General features: G+C 61.0%; 13 protein-coding genes. All 13 read left to right on the plus strand.

The annotated features are described in order from the left end of the window. The first annotated feature begins 185 nt into the window (after positions 1 to 185). The gene (locus tag GJ699_RS11215; protein WP_154376144.1) at positions 186 to 2,825 is read left to right on the plus strand and encodes a TonB-dependent receptor; all 2,640 of its coding nucleotides are present in this window, start codon (positions 186 to 188) and stop codon (positions 2,823 to 2,825) included. 70 nt (positions 2,826 to 2,895) lie between these two features. Continuing rightward, on the plus strand, positions 2,896 to 4,248 hold the full coding sequence (locus GJ699_RS11220) for an MFS transporter (protein ID WP_154376146.1): 1,353 nt from the start codon (positions 2,896 to 2,898) through the stop codon (positions 4,246 to 4,248). A 19-nt stretch (positions 4,249 to 4,267) separates the two neighbouring features. Then, positions 4,268 to 5,218, plus strand: a complete 951-nt coding sequence (locus GJ699_RS11225) for a glycoside hydrolase family 43 protein (protein WP_154376148.1) — start codon at positions 4,268 to 4,270, stop codon at positions 5,216 to 5,218. A gap of 71 nt (positions 5,219 to 5,289) precedes the next feature. Continuing rightward, positions 5,290 to 6,348, plus strand: a complete 1,059-nt coding sequence (locus GJ699_RS11230) for an aldose epimerase family protein (protein WP_154376150.1) — start codon at positions 5,290 to 5,292, stop codon at positions 6,346 to 6,348. Between the two features lie 131 nt (positions 6,349 to 6,479). Then, positions 6,480 to 8,222: an IlvD/Edd family dehydratase gene (locus tag GJ699_RS11235; protein WP_154376151.1), complete on the plus strand. Its 1,743-nt coding sequence runs from the start codon at positions 6,480 to 6,482 to the stop codon at positions 8,220 to 8,222. A gap of 51 nt (positions 8,223 to 8,273) precedes the next feature. Further along, a complete protein-coding gene (gene araD1, locus GJ699_RS11240) occupies positions 8,274 to 9,266 on the plus strand; it encodes an AraD1 family protein (protein ID WP_154376153.1) in 993 nt (330 codons plus the stop codon). After that, positions 9,263 to 10,831: an aldehyde dehydrogenase (NADP(+)) gene (locus GJ699_RS11245; RefSeq protein ID WP_154376156.1), complete on the plus strand. Its 1,569-nt coding sequence runs from the start codon at positions 9,263 to 9,265 to the stop codon at positions 10,829 to 10,831. The genes araD1 and GJ699_RS11245 overlap by 4 nt, the downstream gene beginning before the upstream one ends. A gap of 75 nt (positions 10,832 to 10,906) precedes the next feature. Then, entirely contained in the window at positions 10,907 to 11,674 is a 768-nt protein-coding gene (locus tag GJ699_RS11250; protein WP_154376158.1) for an SDR family NAD(P)-dependent oxidoreductase, read from the plus strand. Positions 11,675 to 11,759: 85 nt separating this feature from the next. Continuing rightward, positions 11,760 to 13,679, plus strand: a complete 1,920-nt coding sequence (locus GJ699_RS11255) for a glycoside hydrolase family 97 protein (protein ID WP_154376160.1) — start codon at positions 11,760 to 11,762, stop codon at positions 13,677 to 13,679. Positions 13,680 to 13,694: 15 nt separating this feature from the next. Continuing rightward, a complete protein-coding gene (locus GJ699_RS11260) occupies positions 13,695 to 15,245 on the plus strand; it encodes an alpha-N-arabinofuranosidase (RefSeq protein ID WP_154376162.1) in 1,551 nt (516 codons plus the stop codon). A 3-nt stretch (positions 15,246 to 15,248) separates the two neighbouring features. Next, a complete protein-coding gene (locus GJ699_RS11265) occupies positions 15,249 to 16,805 on the plus strand; it encodes a glycoside hydrolase family 43 protein (RefSeq protein ID WP_154376164.1) in 1,557 nt (518 codons plus the stop codon). A gap of 15 nt (positions 16,806 to 16,820) precedes the next feature. Then, positions 16,821 to 17,834, plus strand: coding sequence for an arabinan endo-1,5-alpha-L-arabinosidase (locus tag GJ699_RS11270; protein ID WP_154376166.1), 1,014 nt, complete (start codon positions 16,821 to 16,823; stop codon positions 17,832 to 17,834). Continuing rightward, complete coding sequence (locus tag GJ699_RS11275) at positions 17,834 to 20,317, plus strand: beta-L-arabinofuranosidase domain-containing protein (RefSeq protein ID WP_308495513.1); 2,484 nt, start codon at positions 17,834 to 17,836, stop codon at positions 20,315 to 20,317. Before GJ699_RS11270 ends, GJ699_RS11275 begins: the two co-directional genes overlap by 1 nt. Positions 20,318 to 20,418: the final 101 nt, after the last annotated feature.

Below are 20,418 nucleotides of genomic sequence, written 5' to 3' on the forward strand. Positions count from 1 at the left end.
ACCTCCCCGCCAGCCCGCATTTCTGCGGGCTTTTTACTGAGCGCTCGTTCGGTTTGATACTTTTTTCGGTATCGAAAACCCCAAAAAATTGATTGGTTAGTTTTTGGACCAGCACCTAAGATTTGTTCCAGACGGGCTGCTACCTATTCGGCAGCTATTAGAAAAACAGATAATTCTGGAGACTTATGAAGCACATAATATCCGGGACTTCCCAGTCCCAGGCCACCCATCGTCTCGTTCTGAAATCCGGTGTGGCCGTGCTGGCAGCTGCGGGGCTGCTGAGCGCTTTCCCAGTCATGGCGCAAGAAACCACGCCGGCCACCGGCTCCGAAGTCCAGCCTGAAGCCACCGTGACCGTGACCGGCGTGCGCCGCGCGGCACAAAGTGCACAAAAAATCAAAAAAGATGCCGAAAACGTTATCGATTCCATCGTCGCTGACGATATCGGTAAGTTCCCAGACACCAACGTCGCAGAAACCCTGGCCCGCGTCACCGGTATCCAGGTGCGTCGTGATGGCGGCGAAGCCAACACCGTGCTGATCCGTGGCTTGCCCGGCATCGCCACCCTGGTGAATGGCCGCGAAATGTTCACCACCACCGGCCGCTTCATTCAGTTGGCCGACATCCCATCGACCATGCTGCAGCGCGTGGACGTGTACAAATCGCAGAGCGCGGACCTGGTTGAAGGCGGTATCGCCGGCGTGATCGACGTCCGCACCAACCGTCCGTTCGACTTCAAGGGCTTTACCGCCGTGGTCAATGGCGGCGCCACCAACAACTCGCTGGCCGAGCGCACCGACCCTAACGTCAGCGGCATGATCTCGAACCGCTGGAAGACCGACTTCGGTGAAATCGGCGCGCTGTTCGGCGTGTCCTATGTGCGTAACCACTACGGCGAGGAGCGGGTATTCGTCACCAAGCCGATCGACAAGAGCTGGCTGCTGCCTAACCTGACCGGTCCCGATCTGGCTGGCCTGCAAAACATCGGCGGCGACCGCCGCCGCACCGCCTTCAACTACGCGCTGCAGTGGAAGCCGAACAAAGATCTGGAAGTGTATGCGGAAGGTCTGAGCAGCCACTATCTGAACAACTTCGAAACCGATTACCTGGTGGCGTTGCCATGGTGGGGTGACGGCGCGCTGATGAGCGGGACCAAGATCCCTGGTTCGGATCAGCTGCAAACCATTACCTCGCATAACGTCAACACGCTGATGTCGACACAAGCCAACCGCGCCAGCAACGTCACCCAGCAGCACGCGGTGGGCGCCAAGTGGAACGCCGCGCCTGGCCTGCGTCTGAGCACCGAATTGGCGCGCACGCTGTCGGACTACCAATGGCAGAATCCTATCCTGGATACGCTGACCAACGTCGCCAACGCCAGTGTGACCACCAACAACGGCGGCACCGCCAACGTGACCTACGGCGGCACCGACCTGACCAACGCCAGCAACTACTCGCTGTACCAGTTCTTCGACCGCTATGGTCACGACACCGGCTCGTCGACCGACTGGCGTGCCGACGGCACCTACACCCTGGACAGCGATGGTCTGCTGAAGGATGTCGGCTTCGGTGTGCGCGCCGTCAAGCGCCGCGCCGCATCGATCAAATCGTATGAGGGTTCGGTATCGGCCGCCAGCGGCGCCAGTGTGACCACGCTGCCAGGCATGACCTGCACGGCGACCATGCAGAACAACTGGGGTACCACCGCCTGGTACACCCCATGCGCCAGCTACCTGATCAGCGATACCGCCGCCGTCCGCGCCGCCGTTACCGGCACCGGCGCCGCCAAGGCACTGGACCCTGGATCGTACTTCGCTGACGAAGAGAAGAACTACGCGCTGTACGGCAAAGCGCACATCGGCTGGGATATGGGCAGTGTGCCGATCGACGGCGTTCTGGGCATGCGCGTGACCAAGACCGACGCTGACCTGCTGGGCAATTCGCTGAACGGCAGCGTGTATGTGCCGACTTCGAAAACGTCGAGCGACACCGCCTGGCTGCCGAGCGCCAACTTCAAGGCCACGCTGCGTGATGACGTGATCGCCCGTCTGTCGGTCACCAAGACCATGACCCGTCCGAACTTCGCGGATCTGAACCCAGGCACCGCCTACGTGTACTCGAACGGCACCACCGTGCAGGCGACTGCGTCGGGCGGCAATCCGGATCTGAAGCCGTTCACCGCGCGTAACTACGACGGCTCGCTGGAGTGGTACTTCTCGTCGACCGGCATGGCCAGCCTGGCGCTGTTCCGCCACGAGTTCAAAGGCTATATCATGACCAAGGTCGTGAAAGAGACTTTCAACGGCGTCACCTTTGATACCACCCGTCCGTACAACACTGACGACGGCTATCTGCAAGGTGCGGAAATTGCGTACCGCAGCTTCTTCGACAAACTGCCTGGCTGGCTGGGTGGTTTCGGCATCGAGACCAACGCCACCTATACCGAAGGCCAGACCACTTCGTCGTCGGTGTCTGGCAGCGCATCGAACGGAAAATCGTTCGCCGGCATGTCGAAATGGTCGTACAACGTGGTGGGCTTGTATGAGAAGTATGGCATCTCGGGCCGCCTGGCTTACAACTGGCGTTCGAAGTTCGTCCAGGTCTACAATGACACCGGCGACGGCAAGGACCTGATCGCATCGCCGATGTCTTCGCTGGATGGTTCGCTGGGCTACAAGATCAACGAGAGCACCACGGTCACGCTGACCGGCACCAATCTGTTGAACTTCAAGTACACCGACTACTGGAGCACCAAGGCACTGTATCCACGCGATACCCGTCGCTATGACCGTTCGGTTGGCCTGTTCGTGAACTGGAAGATCTAAATAAGTCGTAGCTATCTGGCCGCGTCCCCGCTTGAGCGAGGGCGCGGCCTCGCACTTTGAGGTAATCAAGATGTCGAATCAAAAAATGCCTGTAATCGAGAAGATTGGCTTTGGCGCCGGCGATATGGCGCTGAATGTGGTGATCTCGTCGATGATGTTGATGATCACCTTCTTCTATACCGACGTCTATGGCCTGGCCACCACCGACCTGGCCTTGCTGTTCGTGCTGGTGAAATTCATCGGTGCCTGCAGCGACCTGGTAATGGGCCAGATTACCGATGCCGTGATGACGCGCTGGGGCCGATATCGCCCATGGCTGCTGTTCCTCGCCGTTCCCTATGGTTTGAGCGTCTTCTTCGTATTCTCCACCCCCGACTGGGGCTATAGCGCCAAACTGGTATGGGCTTATTCGACCTATATCATCATGACGCTGATGACCTCCGGCGTGGGCGTCTCTTATATATCCCTGCCCAGCGTACTGTCGAATGACCCGCAGCAGGTGTTGTCCGCCAACGGCTACCGCCTGTTCCTGGCCAAGGTCGGCGCCTTCATGGTGACCGTGGTGGTGCCGGTGCTGTCCGAACGCTGGGGCGGTGGCAACGCGGCGGTCGGCTATCAGGCCGCGATGGCGCTGATGGCGGCCATGGGCGTGGTGCTGTTCCTGTTCTGCTTCTTCACCACCAAAGAGCGCGTGGTGCACAAGGTGGCGCGTCAGCCGCTGGGTGAGCAGGTCAAGGTGCTGATGAAAAATGACCAGTGGCTGATTCTGTGCGCTGTGTGCGTGGTCGGCACCATCGGCTACGTGGTGCGCGGCTCGGTCGCCATCTATTACGCAAAATACTACCTGGGCGCCAATACCGAAACCGTGTCGGCCTTCCTGTCGACCGGCGTGGTGGCCGCCATTCTGTCCATGGTCGCCTCGACCTGGATCACCAAGTTCTATTGCAAGGTCAAGCTGTTCCGCTGGACCCAGATCGCCGTTGGCGTCATCAGCGCCGTGATGTACTTCACCGTCAAGCCGGGCGACACCGCGCTGGCTTTCGTGCTGTACTTCCTGCTGTCGTTCGTGGTGGACCTGCATGCGCCGGTATTCTGGTCGGCCATCGCCGAGACCATCGACTACGGCACGCTGAAGACTGGCAAGCGCGTGTCCGGCTTCGCCTTCGGCGGCATCTCCGTGTGCCAGAAGGCCGGCATGGGCATCGCCGGCGCGCTGGTTGGCGTGCTGCTGACTTATTTCCAATATCAACCTAATCATGAGCAGACCGCCTTCGCGATGCATGGCATCGTGCTGATGTTGACGCTGATTCCGGGTTTTTTCCACACCGTCATGGGCCTGCTGATGTTTAAGTACCGTTTGAATAATGCGTACTACATCGAGGTCAAGGCGAAAATGGGAGCCCAAACTTATGTGGCAGTCTAATTTTTTGGAAATCGAAGCAATGGAAAACACTGTACTGAAACCGCTGATCGAGCAGCGCGCCGATCCACATATCTATCGTCACACCGACGGCTATTACTACTTCACCGCATCGGTGCCGCAGTACGACCGTATTGAGCTGCGTCGCGCCCAAACCATCGCCGGCCTGGTGGATGCCGAGAAGGTCGATGTCTGGCACAAGCCGGACACCGGCGCTTACAGCGAACTGATTTGGGCGCCGGAGCTGCACTTCAACGACGGCGCCTGGTACGTCTACTTCGCCGCCGCGCCGTCGCGCGAGATCAAGTACAAGCTGTTCCAGCACCGCATGTACGCGATCCGTAACACCAACGCCAATCCGCTGGAAGGCGAGTGGGAGTTCATGGGCCAGATCGACACCGGCATCGACACCTTCTGCCTGGACGCCACCACCTTCACCCACAAGGGCCAGCTGTACTATGTATGGGCGCAGAAGGACAACGCCATCGAAGGCAATTCCAACATCTACATCGCGCCGATGAAAACCCCGTGGCAGCTGGGCGGCGCGCCGGTGATGCTGACCAAGCCGGAATTCGACTGGGAGATTCGCGGTTTCTGGGTCAACGAAGGTCCATCGATCCTGAAAAAGAACGGCAAGATCTTCCTCAGCTATTCGGCCAGCGCCACCGACGAAAACTACGCCATGGGCCTGCTGTGGGCGGACGAAAACGCCGACGTGCTGGACCCGGCCGCGTGGACCAAATCGAAGGAGCCGGTGCTGCAAACCGACTTCGAACACAAAATCTATGGCCCCGGCCATAACAGTTTCACCATCGCGGATGATGGCGAAACTGTCATGTTGGTTTATCATGCACGCACCTACACCGAGATTATCGGCGACCCGCTGTGGAATCCGGACCGTCACACTTTCGTCAAACCGCTGAAGTGGGATGAGCAGGGTATGCCCGTATTCGGAAAGCCGTCGCTCGCGTAACCAGCGAACGCACCATCTTCCGGCGGCCGAGCAGGGTAACCTCTCGGCCGTCTTGTCATTAGAGAGTCAACATGCAAGCAACCATTACTGAATCCCCATTCGGCACGCTGCCGGACGGCCGCCAGGCCACCCTGTACACCCTGACCAACGCCAACGGCATGATCGCCAAGATCAGCAATCTGGGCGGCGTGATCGCCGAACTGCACGTGCCGGACCGCGACGGCGTGCTGGCCGATGTCTGCCACGGATTCGATAACGTCACGTCCTACATGGGCAAGTCCGAATACTTCGGCGCGCTGATCGGCCGCTATGGCAACCGCATCGCCAACGGCCGCTTTACGCTGGACGGCGTGGACTATCAGCTGGACGTCAATAACGGCGGCAACCACCTGCACGGTGGCAGCGACGGTTTTCACCGCCGCCTGTGGGCAGCCGAAACCTTCAACACGCCTAAATCGGTGGGCCTGATCCTGAGCTATGTGAGCCCGGACGGCGAGCAGGGTTATCCCGGCACCGCCGAAGTCACCGCTATCTACGAACTGCGCAACGATAATGAGCTGCGCATCGCCTTCCACGCCATCGCCGACAAAGCGACGCCGATTAACCTGACCAACCACGCTTACTTCAACCTGGCCGGCAAGGGTGATATCCTGGGCCACCAGCTGACCATCCCGGCCGACCGTTACACGCCGGTTAATGCAGGCCTGATTCCGGAAGGCGGCCCGGCGCCGGTAGAGGGCACGCCGTTCGATTTCCGCGCGCCGCAGGCCATCGGACATCGCATTGATCAGAAAGATGAGCAATTGGGCTATGGCGCCGGTTATGACCACAATTACGTGTTGAATAAAAAAGAGCAGGGCGGCTTCGAATTGTCGGCGCGGGTGGTGGAGCCGGTGTCCGGCCGGGTGCTGGAAGTGTGGTCGCAGGAGCCGGGTATCCAGTTCTACAGCGGTAATTTCCTCAATGACGAGACACAGGGAAAAGGGCGTATCTACGGCTATCGCAGCGGCTTCTGCCTCGAACCGCAGCACTTCCCGGATTCGCCTAATCGCCCCGATTTCCCGTCGACGGTGCTGCGTCCGAACCAGGAATACTCGACCGTGATGGCTTATCGTTTCCATACCGTGTAGCTATATCGATTTTGGTATCGAAGTCGTTAAACAATTTATTGGAAAGTTATCTCGGCAAGTCTTAGTATGCCTTATCGATGCGGGGGCATGATATTCAGGTCCCCGCACAGGAAAATACTGAGGAGAAATGCATGTCTGAGAATGACAAAAAGGTGAAGCTGCGCTCCGCCGAGTGGTTTGGTACCCAAGACAAGAACGGTTTCATGTATCGCAGCTGGATGAAGAACCAAGGCATCCCTGATCACGAATTCGAAGGTAAGCCGATTATCGGCATCTGCAACACCTGGTCCGAGCTGACCCCTTGCAACGCGCATTTCCGCAAGCTGGCGGAACACGTCAAGCGCGGTATTCTGGAAGCCGGCGGCTTCCCGGTTGAATTCCCGGTATTCTCCAACGGCGAATCCAATCTGCGTCCTACCGCCATGCTGACCCGTAACCTGGCCTCGATGGACGTGGAAGAATCGATCCGCGGCAATCCGATGGACGGTGTGGTGCTGCTGGTCGGCTGCGACAAAACCACCCCGGCGCTGCTGATGGGCGCCGCTTCGGTCGATATCCCGACCATCGTGGTGACCGGCGGCCCTATGCTGAACGGTAAACTGAACGGCAAGAACATCGGCTCCGGCACTGCCGTGTGGCAGCTGCACGAGGAAGTCAAGGCCGGCAAAATGTCGATGCACGACTTTATCGGCGCGGAAGCGGGTCACTCGCGTTCGGCCGGTACCTGCAACACCATGGGTACCGCGTCGACCATGGCCTGTATGGCTGAATCGCTGGGCACTTCACTGCCGCACAACGCCGCGATTCCTGCGGTGGACGCGCGCCGCTATGTGCTGGCTCACATGTCCGGCATCCGCATCGTCGATATGGTGCGTGAAGATCTGAAGCTGTCGAAGATCCTGACCAAAGAGAATTTCGAAAACGCGATCCGCGTCAACGCCGCCATCGGCGGTTCGACCAACGCCGTGATCCACCTGAAAGCCATCGCTGGCCGTATCGGTGTCGATCTGGAGCTGGAAGACTGGACCCGCGTTGGCCGTGGCACTCCGACCATCGTCGACTTGCTGCCATCGGGCCGCTTCCTGATGGAAGAGTTCTACTACGCTGGCGGCCTGCCAGGCGTGATCCGCCGCATGGGCGACGGTAACATCCTGCCGCATCCGAACGCGCTGACCGTCAACGGCAAGACCATCTGGGAAAACTGCAACGACGCGCCGATCTACGATGAAGAAGTGATCCGCACGCTGGATAACCCGATCCGCAAGGACGGCGGCATCTGCATCCTGCGCGGTAACCTGGCGCCACGCGGCGCAGTGCTGAAGCCATCGGCGGCGACGCCGGAACTGATGCAGCATCGCGGCAAGGCGGTGGTGTTTGAAGACTTCGAACACTACAAAGCCCGCATTATGGATCCGGATCTGGAAGTCGATAAAGACTCGGTGCTGGTGATGAAGAACTGCGGTCCTAAAGGCTATCCAGGCATGGCGGAAGTGGGCAATATGGGCCTGCCGCCTAAGCTGCTGGCGGCCGGCGTCAAGGACATGGTGCGTATTTCGGATGCGCGCATGTCGGGTACCGCTTACGGCACCGTGGTGCTGCACGTGGCGCCTGAAGCCATGGCCGGCGGCCCGCTGGGCATCGTCAAGGATGGCGACTGGATCACGCTGGATTGCGCTGGCGGCCGTCTGGATCTGGAGATCTCGGACGAAGAAATGGCGGCACGCCAGGCGGTTCGTGTGGCCGGTAGTGCGCCAGGTCCGAAGACTGGTTACCAGCAGCTGTATATCGAGCATGTGCTGCAAGCCGACGAAGGCTGCGACTTCGATTTCCTGGTTGGTAATCGCGGCTCCGCCGTACCACGCCACTCGCACTAATCATCATCTCGTTGCGCCCTCCACGGAGGGCGCGATACCAAGGGGACCCCCATGTTACTCGTACAATTCAAAAATGAACAAGGCGCGCGCCAGGTTGGCGTGCTGGAACAGAACACCATCCGCATCATCGACGGCTACAGCACCACCTACGCGCTGGGCCAGGATGCGATCCGCAAATCGGTCGGCCTGAAAGCGCTGGCTGAAAAATCGGTCGGCGCACAAACCGCGTCGTTCGACGCCGTTGCAGCAGCAGGCCGCCTGCTGTCGCCACTGGACCACAGCGACGACGCCCACACCTTCGTCACCGGCACCGGCCTGACCCACCTGGGTTCCGCCGACACCCGCGACGCCATGCACAAGAAAATCGGCGGCGACGTCGAATCGCTGAGCGACTCCATGAAGATGTTCCGCATGGGCGTTGAAGGCGGCAAGCCAGCCGCTGGCCAGGCCGGCGTGCAGCCGGAATGGTTCTACAAGGGCGACGGCTCGATCGTAGCCGCCAGCGGCCAGGATCTGGCCATGCCGGACTTCGCGCTGGACGGTGGCGAAGAGCCTGAAGTGGCCGGTCTGTACATCATCGGCGACGACGGCCAGCCATATCGTCTGGGCTACGCCATCGGCAACGAGTTCTCGGACCACGTGACCGAGCGTCAGAACTACCTGTACCTGGCCCACTCCAAGCTGCGCGTCTGCGGCCTGGGCCCGGCGCTGCTGGTGGGCGAAGCGCCGGCCAGCATCGAAGGCACCTCGCGTATTCTGGACAAGGAAGGCAAGGTACGTTGGGAGAAGCCATTCTTCAGCGGCGAGCAGAATATGTCGCACACCATCGCCAACCTGGAGCACCACCACTTCAAGTACCCGCTGTTCAAGCGCCCAGGCGACGTGCACGTGCACTTCTTCGGCACTGCCACTCTGAGCGTGGCCGACAACATCTCGGTGCAGCCTGGCGAAACCTTTGAAATCGACGCGCCGCAATTCGGCCCGGCGCTGCGCAACAAGCTGGCCGTGTTCAAAACCGAAGTCGCGAAAGTGAAAGCATTATGATCATTACCGGTGATGCACTGATCGGCGGCAAAGCCGTCACGGGCACCGGCGCGGGCGTCCGCGCCTGGAATCCAGCGGCCGGCCAGGCCATCGATCCAGAGTTCCGCACTGTGGACTCGGCGCAGATCGACCAGGCTTGCCGCCTGGCCGACGAAGCGTTCGATACCTTCCGCGCGCTGAGCGACGACAAGCGCGCCGCCTTCCTCGACACCATCGCCGACCAGATCATGGAACTGGGCGATGTGCTGGTGGAGCGCGTGATGGCCGAAACCGCACTGCCGCGCGCCCGCGTGGAAGGTGAGCGTGGCCGCACCGTCGGTCAGCTGAAACTGTTCGCCAATCTGCTGCGCGAAGGTTCGTGGAACGACGTCCGTCTCGACAAGGCGCTGCCTGAGCGTACGCCGCCGCGTCCCGATCTGCGCATGCGCATGATCGGCTTGGGTCCGGTGGCTGTTTTCGCCGCCAGTAACTTCCCGCTGGCGTTCTCGGTCGCCGGTGGCGACACCGCGTCGGCGCTGGCCGCCGGCTGCCCGGTGGTATTGAAGGGACACTTCGCACACCCAGGCACTTCGGAGCTGGTGGGGCGCGCCATCGTCAAGGCGGTTGAGATCTGCGGCCTGCCGGCCGGCGTGTTCTCGCTGCTGACCGGTGTGGGTAACGACATGGGCATTCAGCTGGTGTCGCATCCGGCTATCAAGGCAGTCGGCTTCACCGGCTCGCGTGGTGGTGGCCTGGCGCTGATGGCGGCGGCCGCCGCGCGTCCGGTGCCGATTCCGGTGTATGCCGAAATGAGCTCGATCAATCCAGTGTTCCTGCTGCCGGAGGCACTGAAGAACCGCGCCGAAGACATCGCCGCCGGTTTCGCCGGTTCGCTGACGCTGGGCGTGGGCCAGATGTGCACCAATCCTGGCCTGGTGCTGGCGATTGCCGGTCCGGATCTGGACCGCTTCACCGCCGCCGCCTCGTCGGCGCTGGTTGGTGGCGCTGCCTGCTCGATGCTGACGCCGGGTATCGCCGGTAACTTCGCGCGTGGCGTGAATCAGTTAGCCGAACATGCGGATGTGAAGACGCTGGCGTTGGCGCCACAGGCGGAAGGCAAGGGTGCTCCGGCGCTGTTCGTGGCTTCGGCATCGTCGTTCCTGTCGCAGCACGCGCTGCAGGAAGAGATCTTTGGCCCGGCATCGCTGGTGGTGGCCTGCAAGGACGTGGCGGAACTGCGCCAGGTCGCGGAGAAGCTGGAAGGTCAGCTGACCGCCACGCTGTTGATGGACGAAGGCGATCTGGAAGCCGCGCAAGCGCTGCTGCCGGTACTGGAACGCAAAGTCGGCCGCATCCTGGCCAATGGCTATCCAACCGGCGTGGAAGTGTGCAGCTCGATGGTGCACGGTGGTCCGTTCCCGTCGACTTCCGATGGCCGCACCACCTCGGTCGGCACCGGCGCGATCTCGCGTTTCCTGCGCCCGGTGTGCTACCAGAATCTGTCGCAGGCCTTGCTGCCTGAGGTTCTGCGCGATAACGGCTCGGCCACCTGGCTGCGCCGCGAAGGCGAACTGACTCGCAATTAAGCGTAGTACCGCGCCGCCACAGAGGCGGCGCGTTTCCCCCTCAGGGTGGGGGCATTAATAATAAACGGAGATTACATGACACAACTGGCCAAGTTTGGCAGCCTGCGCGGGAAGCGCGTATTTATCACCGGCGGCGGCACCGGCATCGGCGAAGCGATGGTGATCTCGTTCGCCGAGCAGGGCGCGCAAGTCGCCTTCGTCGACATCGCGCGTGACGCCAGCCTGGCCCTGATCCGTCGCGTCAAGGAAGCCGGTTATCCCGAGCCGCTGTTCCGCCAGTGCGACATCACCGACATTCCGGCACTGCGGGCCACCATCGCAGAACTGGCCGGCCTGGTGGGCGACTTCGACATCCTCGTCAACAACGCCGCCAACGACCAGCGTCACGAAACCGCCGAAGTCACGCCAGAATTCTGGGACAAATGCATCGCCGTCAACCAGCGTCCGATGTTCTTCACCTGCCAGGCCGTCCTGGAAGGCATGAAGAAAAAAGGCGCCGGCTCCATCATCAACGTCGGTTCGATCTCCTGGCACGTCAAGAACGCCGGCTACCCGGCCTACGCCACCACCAAAGCCGCCACGCATGGCCTGACCCGTGGCCTGGCGCGCGAATTCGGCGCCCATGGCATCCGCGTCAACACCGTCACGCCGGGTTGGGTAATGACCCAGCGCCAGATCGACCTGTGGCTGGACGACGCCGGCGAGGACGACATCAAGCGTAACCAGTGCCTGCAAAACAAACTGATGCCGCAGCACGTGGCATCCATGGTGCTGTTCCTGGCCGCCGATGACGGCGCCATGTGCACCGCCCAGGAATTCATCGTCGACGCGGGCTGGGTATAAGCCGTCCGCAGTAGCACCGTTTCGCCCCCGGAGACACCGCACCAGAAGCGGCGGGGTAGATCAACCATCGATAAATGGTAGGAACATGGTGAAGACACTCATCGTCACGGCGGCCGCCTGCGCCGCCGCATCTGCCGTTGCGGCCCCCGCAGCGGCGCTGTATAGCCCCGACAAGCATATCGCCGTCACCGTGCGCGAAGCCGACGGCAAACTGACCTACGCCATCGCGCGTGACGGCAAACCGGTGCTGCTGGCATCTGACCTCGGCTTGCAGTTGGCCGGCGCCGACCTGACTAACGAACTCTCGGTCGTGGCCACCACGCCATCGCACGCGGTCGAAGACCACTACCAGATGGCGGTCGGTAAACGCAAGGACATCACCTACCGCGCCAACGAGCAAAGCTGGACGCTGCAGAACACCAAACAGCAAAAGATGGACATCGTGTTCCGCGTGTCGAACGACGGCGTGGCGTTCCGCTATGTGGTCGCTGAACCGTCGCTGCCGCTGAAAAAGCTGGTACAGGAACACACCACCTTTGCCTTCGCTGCTAGCGCCAAGGCTTGGCTGCAGCCGATGTCGGTGGCGCAAACCGGCTGGAGCAACAGCAATCCATCGTACGAAGAGCACTACCAGAAAGAGATCGCGGTCGGCACCAAATCGCCGACCGAAGCCGGCTGGGTATTCCCTGCACTGTTCCGCAGCGGCGCCAACTGGGTCGCCATCTCGGAAGCCAATATGGACGGCAGCTGGCAGGCATCGCGCCTGGCGCAGGACAGCAGCGGCGGCAAATACAGCATCGGCAATCCGATGGCGGCCGAGGTGTTTACCAACCAGGGCTTAATGGCGGAAGTGGAGGGCACACTGACGTCGCCGTGGCGCGTGCTGGCACTGGGCTCGCTGGCCACCGTCACCAATTCCACGCTGGGCACCGACCTGGCCGCGCCGGCCATCGCCTTCGACCCGTCGCTGGTCAAGCCGGGCCACGCCTCATGGAGCTGGGCTATCCTGAAAGACGACTCCATCGTCTACGACGTGCAAAAGCGCTTCGTCGACTACGCGGCCGACATGCACTGGGATTACACGCTGATTGATGTGAACTGGGACCGCAACATCGGCTACGACAAGATCAAGCAGCTGGCCGACTATGCCGCAAGCAAGAACGTGGGCCTGATCCTGTGGTACAACTCGTCCGGCGCCTGGAACAAAACCGAGTACACGCCAAAAAGCCAGCTGCTGACGCATGAGCAGCGCGTGCAGGAATTCAAACGGCTGCGCGAAATCGGCATCAAGGGGCTGAAGATCGACTTCTTCGGCGGCGATGGCCAATCCATGATCGCCTACTACACCGACATCCTGCGTGACGCCGCCGATGCCGGCCTGCTGATCAACTTCCACGGCTCCACGCTGCCGCGCGGCTGGACACGCACCTGGCCCAACCTGATGACGATGGAAGCCATCAGGGGCTTCGAGTACACCACCTTCGAACAGAAGGACCAGGACGCGATGCCGTCGCACGCCGCCATGCTGCCGTTCACCCGCAACCTGTTCGACCCGATGGACTTCACGCCGATGGTGTTTGGCGACATCCCGAACATCAAACGCGCCAGCACCAACGGTTTTGAACTGGCCACTTCAGTACTGTACCTGTCCGGCATCCAGCACTTCGCTGAAACGCCGGATGGCATGGCCACGGTGCCGGACTACGTCAAAGGCTTCCTGCGTGAACTGCCGCGCAGCTGGGATGACAGCCGCTTCATCGATGGCTATCCCGGCAAGTATGCCGTGATCGCGCGTCGCGCCGGCAATACCTGGTACATCGCCGGCATCAACGGCACCGATGCAGAAAAAACGCTGACGCTGGACCTGTCCTTCGTCAACGGCAAGCAGGGCGTCATCTTCACCGATGGCGCGCAGGCCCGCAGTTTCAGCCAGCGCGCCATTGCCGCCGGCAAGAAAGTAGCAGTAACCGTCAAGCCGCATGGCGGCTTTGTCATCCAACTATAAAACAGGAGACTGAGAATGAACCCAATCAAACGCGGCGTATTGGCGCTGTGCCTGATGGCTTCCGGCGGCGTGTTCGCTGCCGAAGCGGTCAACCTCACCATTGACGCGGCCAAGCCTGGCCCGGTCATCAACAAGGACGTGTACGGCCAGTTTGCCGAACACCTGGGCACCGGTATCTATGAAGGTATCTGGGTCGGTCCGAAATCGAAGATCCCTAACACCAAGGGCTGGCGCAACGACGTGGTCGGCGCGCTGAAAGCCATCCACGTGCCGCTGGTACGCTGGCCGGGCGGCTGCTTCGCTGATGAATACCACTGGCGCGATGGTATCGGCCCGCGTGAGAAGCGTCCGGTCAAGGTCAACACCAACTGGGGCGGCGTGGATGAATCGAACGCTGTCGGTACGCACGAGTTCTTCGACCTGGTGGAAATTCTGGGTGCCGATGCTTACGTCAACGGTAATCTGGGCACCGGCAGCGCGCAAGAGATGTCGGAGTGGATCGAGTACATGACCTCCGACAGCAAATCGACGCTGGCCAATATGCGCCGCAAAAACGGTCACGAAAAGCCATTCAAGGTGGCTTACTTCGCGGTCGGTAATGAAGCCTGGGGCTGCGGCGGCAATATGAGCCCGCAGTACTACTCGGATCTGTACAAGCAGGTTGAGACCTTCCTGCGCGCGCCTAAGCAGTATCGTCCGAAGATGATCGCCAGCGGCGGCAACGACAACGACACCACCTGGTCCGACACCCTGAGCAAGCAGCTGAAGAAGCAGACTGACGGCATCAGCTTCCACTACTACACCATCCCGACCGGCAAGTGGGAAGGCAAGGGCGCGTCCACCGGCTTCCAGGAAAACGAATGGATCTCGACCCTGGCCAACACGCTGCACATGGAAGACCACATCAAGCGTAACAGCGAGATCCTGGACAAGAACGATCCAGAGAAGAAGCTGGGCTTCTACGTGGACGAATGGGGCACCTGGTACGACGTCGAGAAGGGCACCAATCCGGGCTTCCTGTTTCAGCAGAATACCCTGCGAGATGCGGTTGTTGCTGCGCTTAACTTCAACATCTTCCATGCCCACGCGGACCGCGTGCGCATGACGAATATCGCGCAGATGGTGAACGTGCTGCAGGCGATGATCATCACCGACAAGGACAAGATGATCGTCACGCCGACTTACTACGCTTACCAGATGTACGTGCCGTTCCAGAATGCGACCTCGCTGCCGGTAACGCTGCAGAACAATCCGGACTACAGCGTGGGTGCGGTCAAGGTACCTGAGATCAGCGCATCGGCCGCGCGCGGCACCGATGGCAAGCTGTATCTGGCGCTGGTGAACACCAATCCGAACAAGGAAGCGGATGTGGCGCTGAACGTGCCTGGCCAGACCATCAAGTCGGTGAAAGGCAATGTGCTGACCGCAGCCGCGACGGATGCGCATAACACCTTCCAGGCGCCTAACGCGATCAAGCCAGCGCCATTCAGTGCCGCTGCTGGCGCGGATGGCAAGTTGACTGTCAAGATCCCGGCCAAGGCCGTGATCGTGGTGGCGGTGGAGTAAAGCATGGATGAAATTCTGATCTCGCGCCGCAAGGCGATTGCCGGTGGTGTGGCGCTGCTGCTCGCAGGTTGCGGTGGTGGCGGCGGTGGTAGTACGTCGGCCACGCCGACGCCAACCCCGACTCCTACGCCAACGCCGACCCCAACGCCGACGCCGACGCCTACTCCAACTCCGACGCCGACCACGATTTCGTTCACCAACGCTTCGGTGCACGATCCATCGGTCATCAAGGTCAATGGCACGTACTACGTGTTCGGCTCGCACCTGGCCGCCGCCAAGTCGACGGACCTGATGAACTGGACCAAGATCGCGGACGGCGTTACCGCTACCAATCCGCTGTTCAACAACGTCGTCACCGCGCTGGCCGACACCTTCACCTGGGCGCAGGTCACCGACCTGTGGGCGCCGGATGTGGTCAAGCTGGCCGACGGTAAGTTCTACCACTACTACTGCGCCTGCAAGGGCGATTCCCCGCGCTCGGCGCTGGGCGTGGCGGTGGCGGACAGCGTGGAAGGCCCGTACGTCAACAAGCAAATCCTGCTGAAGTCCGGTAACTGGGGCGGCGTGGGCGAGGATGGCGTCACCATCTACGACGCACTGACCATGCCGAACGTAGTTGACCCGAATACCTTCTTCGACCAGGCCGGCAAGCTGTGGATGATTTACGGCTCGTACTCGGGCGGTATCTTCATTCTGGAGATGGACCCGGCCACCGGCCTGCAGAAGGCTGGCCAGGGCTACGGCAAGCATCTGATCGGCGGCAACCACGCGCGGATCGAAGGCTCGTATGTGATCTACAGCCCCGAGTCGAAGTACTACTACATGTTCGTCTCGTTCGGCGGGCTGGATTCGACCGGTGGCTACAACGTCCGCGTATCGCGCTCGCTGAATCCGGACGGTCCTTATCTGGACGCGAAGGGCAACGACATGGCCAACGTCAAGGCGAATCCGGCGCTGCCGCTGTTCGACGACGCCACGGTCACGCCGTATGCGCAAAAGCTGATGGGGAACTACCAGTGGCAACTGGCGACCGGCGAGACCGGCACCGCGGTGGGTTACGTTTCGCCGGGCCACAACTCGGCAATCTACGAGGCCGCCACCGGCAAGTACTTCATCATCTTCCATACTCGCTTCCCGAGCCAGGGCGAGTACCATGAGATTCGCGTGCACGAGTTCTTCATCAATGCCGATGGCTGGCCGGTGATCGCGCCGTTCCGTTACGCGCCATTGAGCCTGAATTCGACCACGTTGTCGGCGGATGTTACGGCTGCCGATGCGGTGGGTACCTACAAGATGATCAACCATGGCAAGGACATCTCTGCCACCATCAAGACGTCTTCGAATGTGGTGCTGGCGTCTGATGGTACGGTGACCGGTGCCGCAACCGGTACCTGGACCCATAATGGCAGCAACAAGATCACGCTGACGCTGGGAACCACCGGGACGTTCGTGGGTGTGCTGTCGCGCCAGTGGAATACCAACGCCAGCGCGTTCGTGGTGACCTGGACGGCGCAGTCGGTGGACGGCATTTCGATCTGGGGCGCCCGCACCGGCAGTTAATTGACGAGGTAAGTTATGAAGTATGTTTTATCGACGGTGGCGTTAGCGCTGGTGATGGCGGGTTGTGCGGCCAAGCAGGTGGATGTGCACGACCCGGTAATGGCCAAGGAAGGCGATACCTACTACGTGTACAGCACGGGGCCGGGTATCACTTTCTACAGCTCGAAGGATATGATCAACTGGACGCCGGAAGGCCGCGTGTTCAAGGGCCAGCCGGTGTGGGCGAAGCAGGCAGCGCCCACGTTCAACGATCATATCTGGGCGCCGGATGTGCAGTTCCATAACGGGAAATACTATCTGTATTACTCCGTTTCGGGATTCGGAAAAAATACGTCCGGCATCGGCGTCACCGTCAATAAAACCCTGAACCCGCGTTCTCCCGATTACAAATGGGAGGACCAGGGCATGGTGCTGCAGTCGGTGCCGGTGCGCGACGACTGGAATGCCATTGATCCGAATGTGATTGAAGACGGCAAAGGCAATGCCTGGATGTCGTTCGGTTCCTTCTGGAGCGGCTTGAAGCTGGTGAAGCTGAACCAGGACTGGACTGGTCTGGCCGAGCCGCAGGAGTGGCATGCGATCGCCAGCCGCACCAGCGGCGAGGCGGCTGCCACCACGAAGGCGGGGCCGGGCGAGATCGAGGCGCCGTTTATTTTCAAGAAGGGCGATTACTACTATCTGTTCGTGTCGTTCGGCTTGTGCTGCAAGAAGGCTGACAGCACCTACCATGTGATGGTCGGCCGCTCGAAAGAGGTGACCGGGCCGTATCTGGACAAGAACGGCGTCGACATGGTGAAGGGCGGCGGTTCGCTGCTGATCGCTGGCGACAAGGACTGGAAAGGCTTGGGCCATAACAGTGCCTACACTTTCGATGGTAAAGACTATCTGGTCCTGCACGCCTACGAAACCGCCGACAACTACCTGCAAAAGCTGAAGATCATGGAAATGAAGTTCGACGCCGCCGGCTGGCCGAGTGTCGATCAGGCGGACCTGAACAAATACCGCAGCAATCTGCTGCCAGCGAAATAATGGCCGTCCAGCGCAACCCCGGCGCGCGCTCGGGTACCGCTGCCGATAGCGACCTCGCCGCGCGGCCCCGCCACCCGGCGCGTCGCCGCGCAATGAAGCTGGCGACCGGCGCCGCAGCGAGCGTTGCCTCGGTCAGCAGCCTCGCGGCGATGGCCGCCGCCGCTGGCGGCCCGTCGACCGCTGCGGAAGATGCGCGGGTCGCGCTGTTCCCGCTCAGCACCGTGCGCCTTGGCCCCAGCCCCTTCCTGGCGGCCCAGCAGACCGATCTGCGTTACATCCTGTCGCTGGACGCAGACCGTCTGCTGGCGCCATTCCTGCGCGAAGCCGGCTTGCCGCTCAAGCAGCCCAGCTACGGCAACTGGGAATCCACCGGACTTGATGGCCACATGGGCGGCCACTATCTGTCCGCACTGGCACTGATGTACGCCGCCACCGGCGACAACGAAGTCCTCAAACGCCTGAACTACTACGTGGCGGAGCTGAAGCGCTGCCAGCAAGCCAACGGCAACGGTTACATCGGCGGCATCCCCGGCGGCGTCAGCGCGTGGCAGGACATCGCCCAAGGCAAGCTACAAGCCGATAACTTCTCCGTCAACGGCAAATGGGTGCCCTGGTATAACCTGCACAAAACCTACGCCGGCCTGCGCGACGCCTACTTCTACGCAGGCAGCGAAGACGCCCGCGCCATGCTGATCGCCCTGTGCGACTGGACGCTGGAACTGACCTCGCACCTCAGCGAAGAACAGATGCAATCCATGCTGCGCTCCGAACACGGCGGCATGAACGAAGTTCTGGCCGACGTCGCCCACATGACCGGCCAGCAGAAATACATGGACCTGGCGATCCGCTTCTCACACCAGGCCATCCTGCGCCCGCTGGAAGAAAACAAGGACCAGCTCACCGGCCTGCACGCCAACACGCAGATCCCAAAAGTCATCGGCTTCAAGCGCATCGGCGACATCACCAGCCGCAAGGATTGGCAAAGGGCGGCGGAATTCTTCTGGCAGACCGTGCACGATCACCGCACCGTCGCCATCGGCGGCAATAGCGTCAAGGAGCACTTCCACGACAGCGCCGACTTCTCGCCGATGATCGAGGAAGTCGAAGGCCCGGAAACCTGCAACACCTATAATATGCTCAAGCTCACCGAGCTGCTGTTCCTCGGTGACGCCAAAGCCAGCTACGCCGACTACTACGAGCGCGCGCTGTACAACCACATCCTGTCCTCGCAGCACCCGGACAGCGGTGGCTTCGTCTACTTCACGCCGATGCGGCCGAATCATTACCGCGTCTACTCGCAGCCGCAGAAAGCGATGTGGTGCTGCGTGGGTTCTGGCCTCGAAAGCCACGCCAAGTACGGAGAATTCATCTACGCCCACAAGGGCGATCAGCTGTACGTCAACCTGTTCATCCCGTCCACGCTGGACTGGCGCGAGCAGGGAGTGCAAATCCGCCAGTCTAACCGCTTCCCGGATGAAGACCGCAGCACCATCACCATCAAGGGCAACAAGACCTTCACGCTGAAGATCCGCTATCCGGAATGGGTGGAGCAAGGTGCGTTGCGCATCGCCGTCAACGGCAAACAGGTGGCCGCCGCCATCGGCGCCGACCGCTATGTCAACGTGCGCCGCGCATGGCGCGATGGCGACAAGGTCGAAATCCAGCTGCCGATGAAAACCCGGCTGGAGCAGATGCCCGACAAATCCAGCTACTACGCGGTACTGCACGGCCCTGTGGTGCTGGCGGCGAAAACCAATCCCTTCCCCGGCGAGCAGCTGAACTACCTGGCCGACGACAGCCGCATGGGTCACATCGCCAGCGGCCCGGTGGTGCCATTGGAGCAGGCACCGGTGCTGGTCAGCGACAGCACGGCCTTCGCCAACCGCTTCCGTCCAGTGCCCGGTCGCCCGCTGACCTTCACCGCCCCCGGGCTGGTGCAGGCGACGCAAAGCGGTCCGACCACCTTCGTGCCATTCTTCCGCGTCCACGACACGCGCTACATGATCTACTGGCCGTACTCGACACCTGCGGATCTGAACCAGCGCCGCGAGCAGGCCGCGCGCGACGAGAAGGAGCGCCTGGCGCTGGATGCGCAGACCATCGACCAGGTGGCGCCCGGCGAACAACAGCCCGAGTCCGACCACTTCTTCAAGGCCGAGGGCGCGGACGCCGGCATCAACAAGGGCAAGCACTGGCGCCATGCCACCAGCTGGTTCAGCTACGACCTGACCGATAAAAAAGGCGAAGCGCGCATCCTGCGTCTGACATATTCAAAACTGGATGCGGGCCGTCGTTTCGATATCCTGATCAATGACAAGCTGCTGGCAGAAGTGCGCCTGGACGCCAGCGCGCCCCAGGAGCTGTATACCCGCGATTACCCGATACCCGCTGGCGCCGCAGTGGCTGGCAAGTTGGTAGTCAAGTTCGTTGCGCGCGACGGTTCGGTGGCTGGAGGGCTGTACGGCCTGCGGCTGCTGCGCTGACATACTAAAAATGATATTGAAGACTGTAAAAATATCATTGGATAGATATTTGTTTTCCTCATAGTATGGACCCGGAAAACAATATAAAAAACCTTATCAGG

It is taken from the genome of Duganella guangzhouensis, from assembly GCF_009674535.1.
GTDB classification, from domain to species: domain Bacteria; phylum Pseudomonadota; class Gammaproteobacteria; order Burkholderiales; family Burkholderiaceae_D; genus Rugamonas; species Rugamonas guangzhouensis.

What these genes read in the sequence shown, in the direction of transcription:
- GJ699_RS11245 (WP_154376156.1), top strand. Translation starts at nt 9,263, where the DNA reads ATGATCATTACCGGTGATGCACTGATCGGCGGCAAAGCCGTCACGGGC.
- araD1 (WP_154376153.1), top strand. Translation starts at nt 8,274, where the DNA reads ATGTTACTCGTACAATTCAAAAATGAACAAGGCGCGCGCCAGGTTGGC.
- GJ699_RS11265 (WP_154376164.1), top strand. Translation starts at nt 15,249, where the DNA reads ATGGATGAAATTCTGATCTCGCGCCGCAAGGCGATTGCCGGTGGTGTG.
- GJ699_RS11220 (WP_154376146.1), top strand. Translation starts at nt 2,896, where the DNA reads ATGTCGAATCAAAAAATGCCTGTAATCGAGAAGATTGGCTTTGGCGCC.
- GJ699_RS11255 (WP_154376160.1), top strand. Translation starts at nt 11,760, where the DNA reads ATGGTGAAGACACTCATCGTCACGGCGGCCGCCTGCGCCGCCGCATCT.
- GJ699_RS11260 (WP_154376162.1), top strand. Translation starts at nt 13,695, where the DNA reads ATGAACCCAATCAAACGCGGCGTATTGGCGCTGTGCCTGATGGCTTCC.
- GJ699_RS11215 (WP_154376144.1), top strand. Translation starts at nt 186, where the DNA reads ATGAAGCACATAATATCCGGGACTTCCCAGTCCCAGGCCACCCATCGT.
- GJ699_RS11250 (WP_154376158.1), top strand. Translation starts at nt 10,907, where the DNA reads ATGACACAACTGGCCAAGTTTGGCAGCCTGCGCGGGAAGCGCGTATTT.
- GJ699_RS11230 (WP_154376150.1), top strand. Translation starts at nt 5,290, where the DNA reads ATGCAAGCAACCATTACTGAATCCCCATTCGGCACGCTGCCGGACGGC.
- GJ699_RS11225 (WP_154376148.1), top strand. Translation starts at nt 4,268, where the DNA reads ATGGAAAACACTGTACTGAAACCGCTGATCGAGCAGCGCGCCGATCCA.
- GJ699_RS11275 (WP_308495513.1), top strand. Translation starts at nt 17,834, where the DNA reads ATGGCCGTCCAGCGCAACCCCGGCGCGCGCTCGGGTACCGCTGCCGAT.
- GJ699_RS11235 (WP_154376151.1), top strand. Translation starts at nt 6,480, where the DNA reads ATGTCTGAGAATGACAAAAAGGTGAAGCTGCGCTCCGCCGAGTGGTTT.
- GJ699_RS11270 (WP_154376166.1), top strand. Translation starts at nt 16,821, where the DNA reads ATGAAGTATGTTTTATCGACGGTGGCGTTAGCGCTGGTGATGGCGGGT.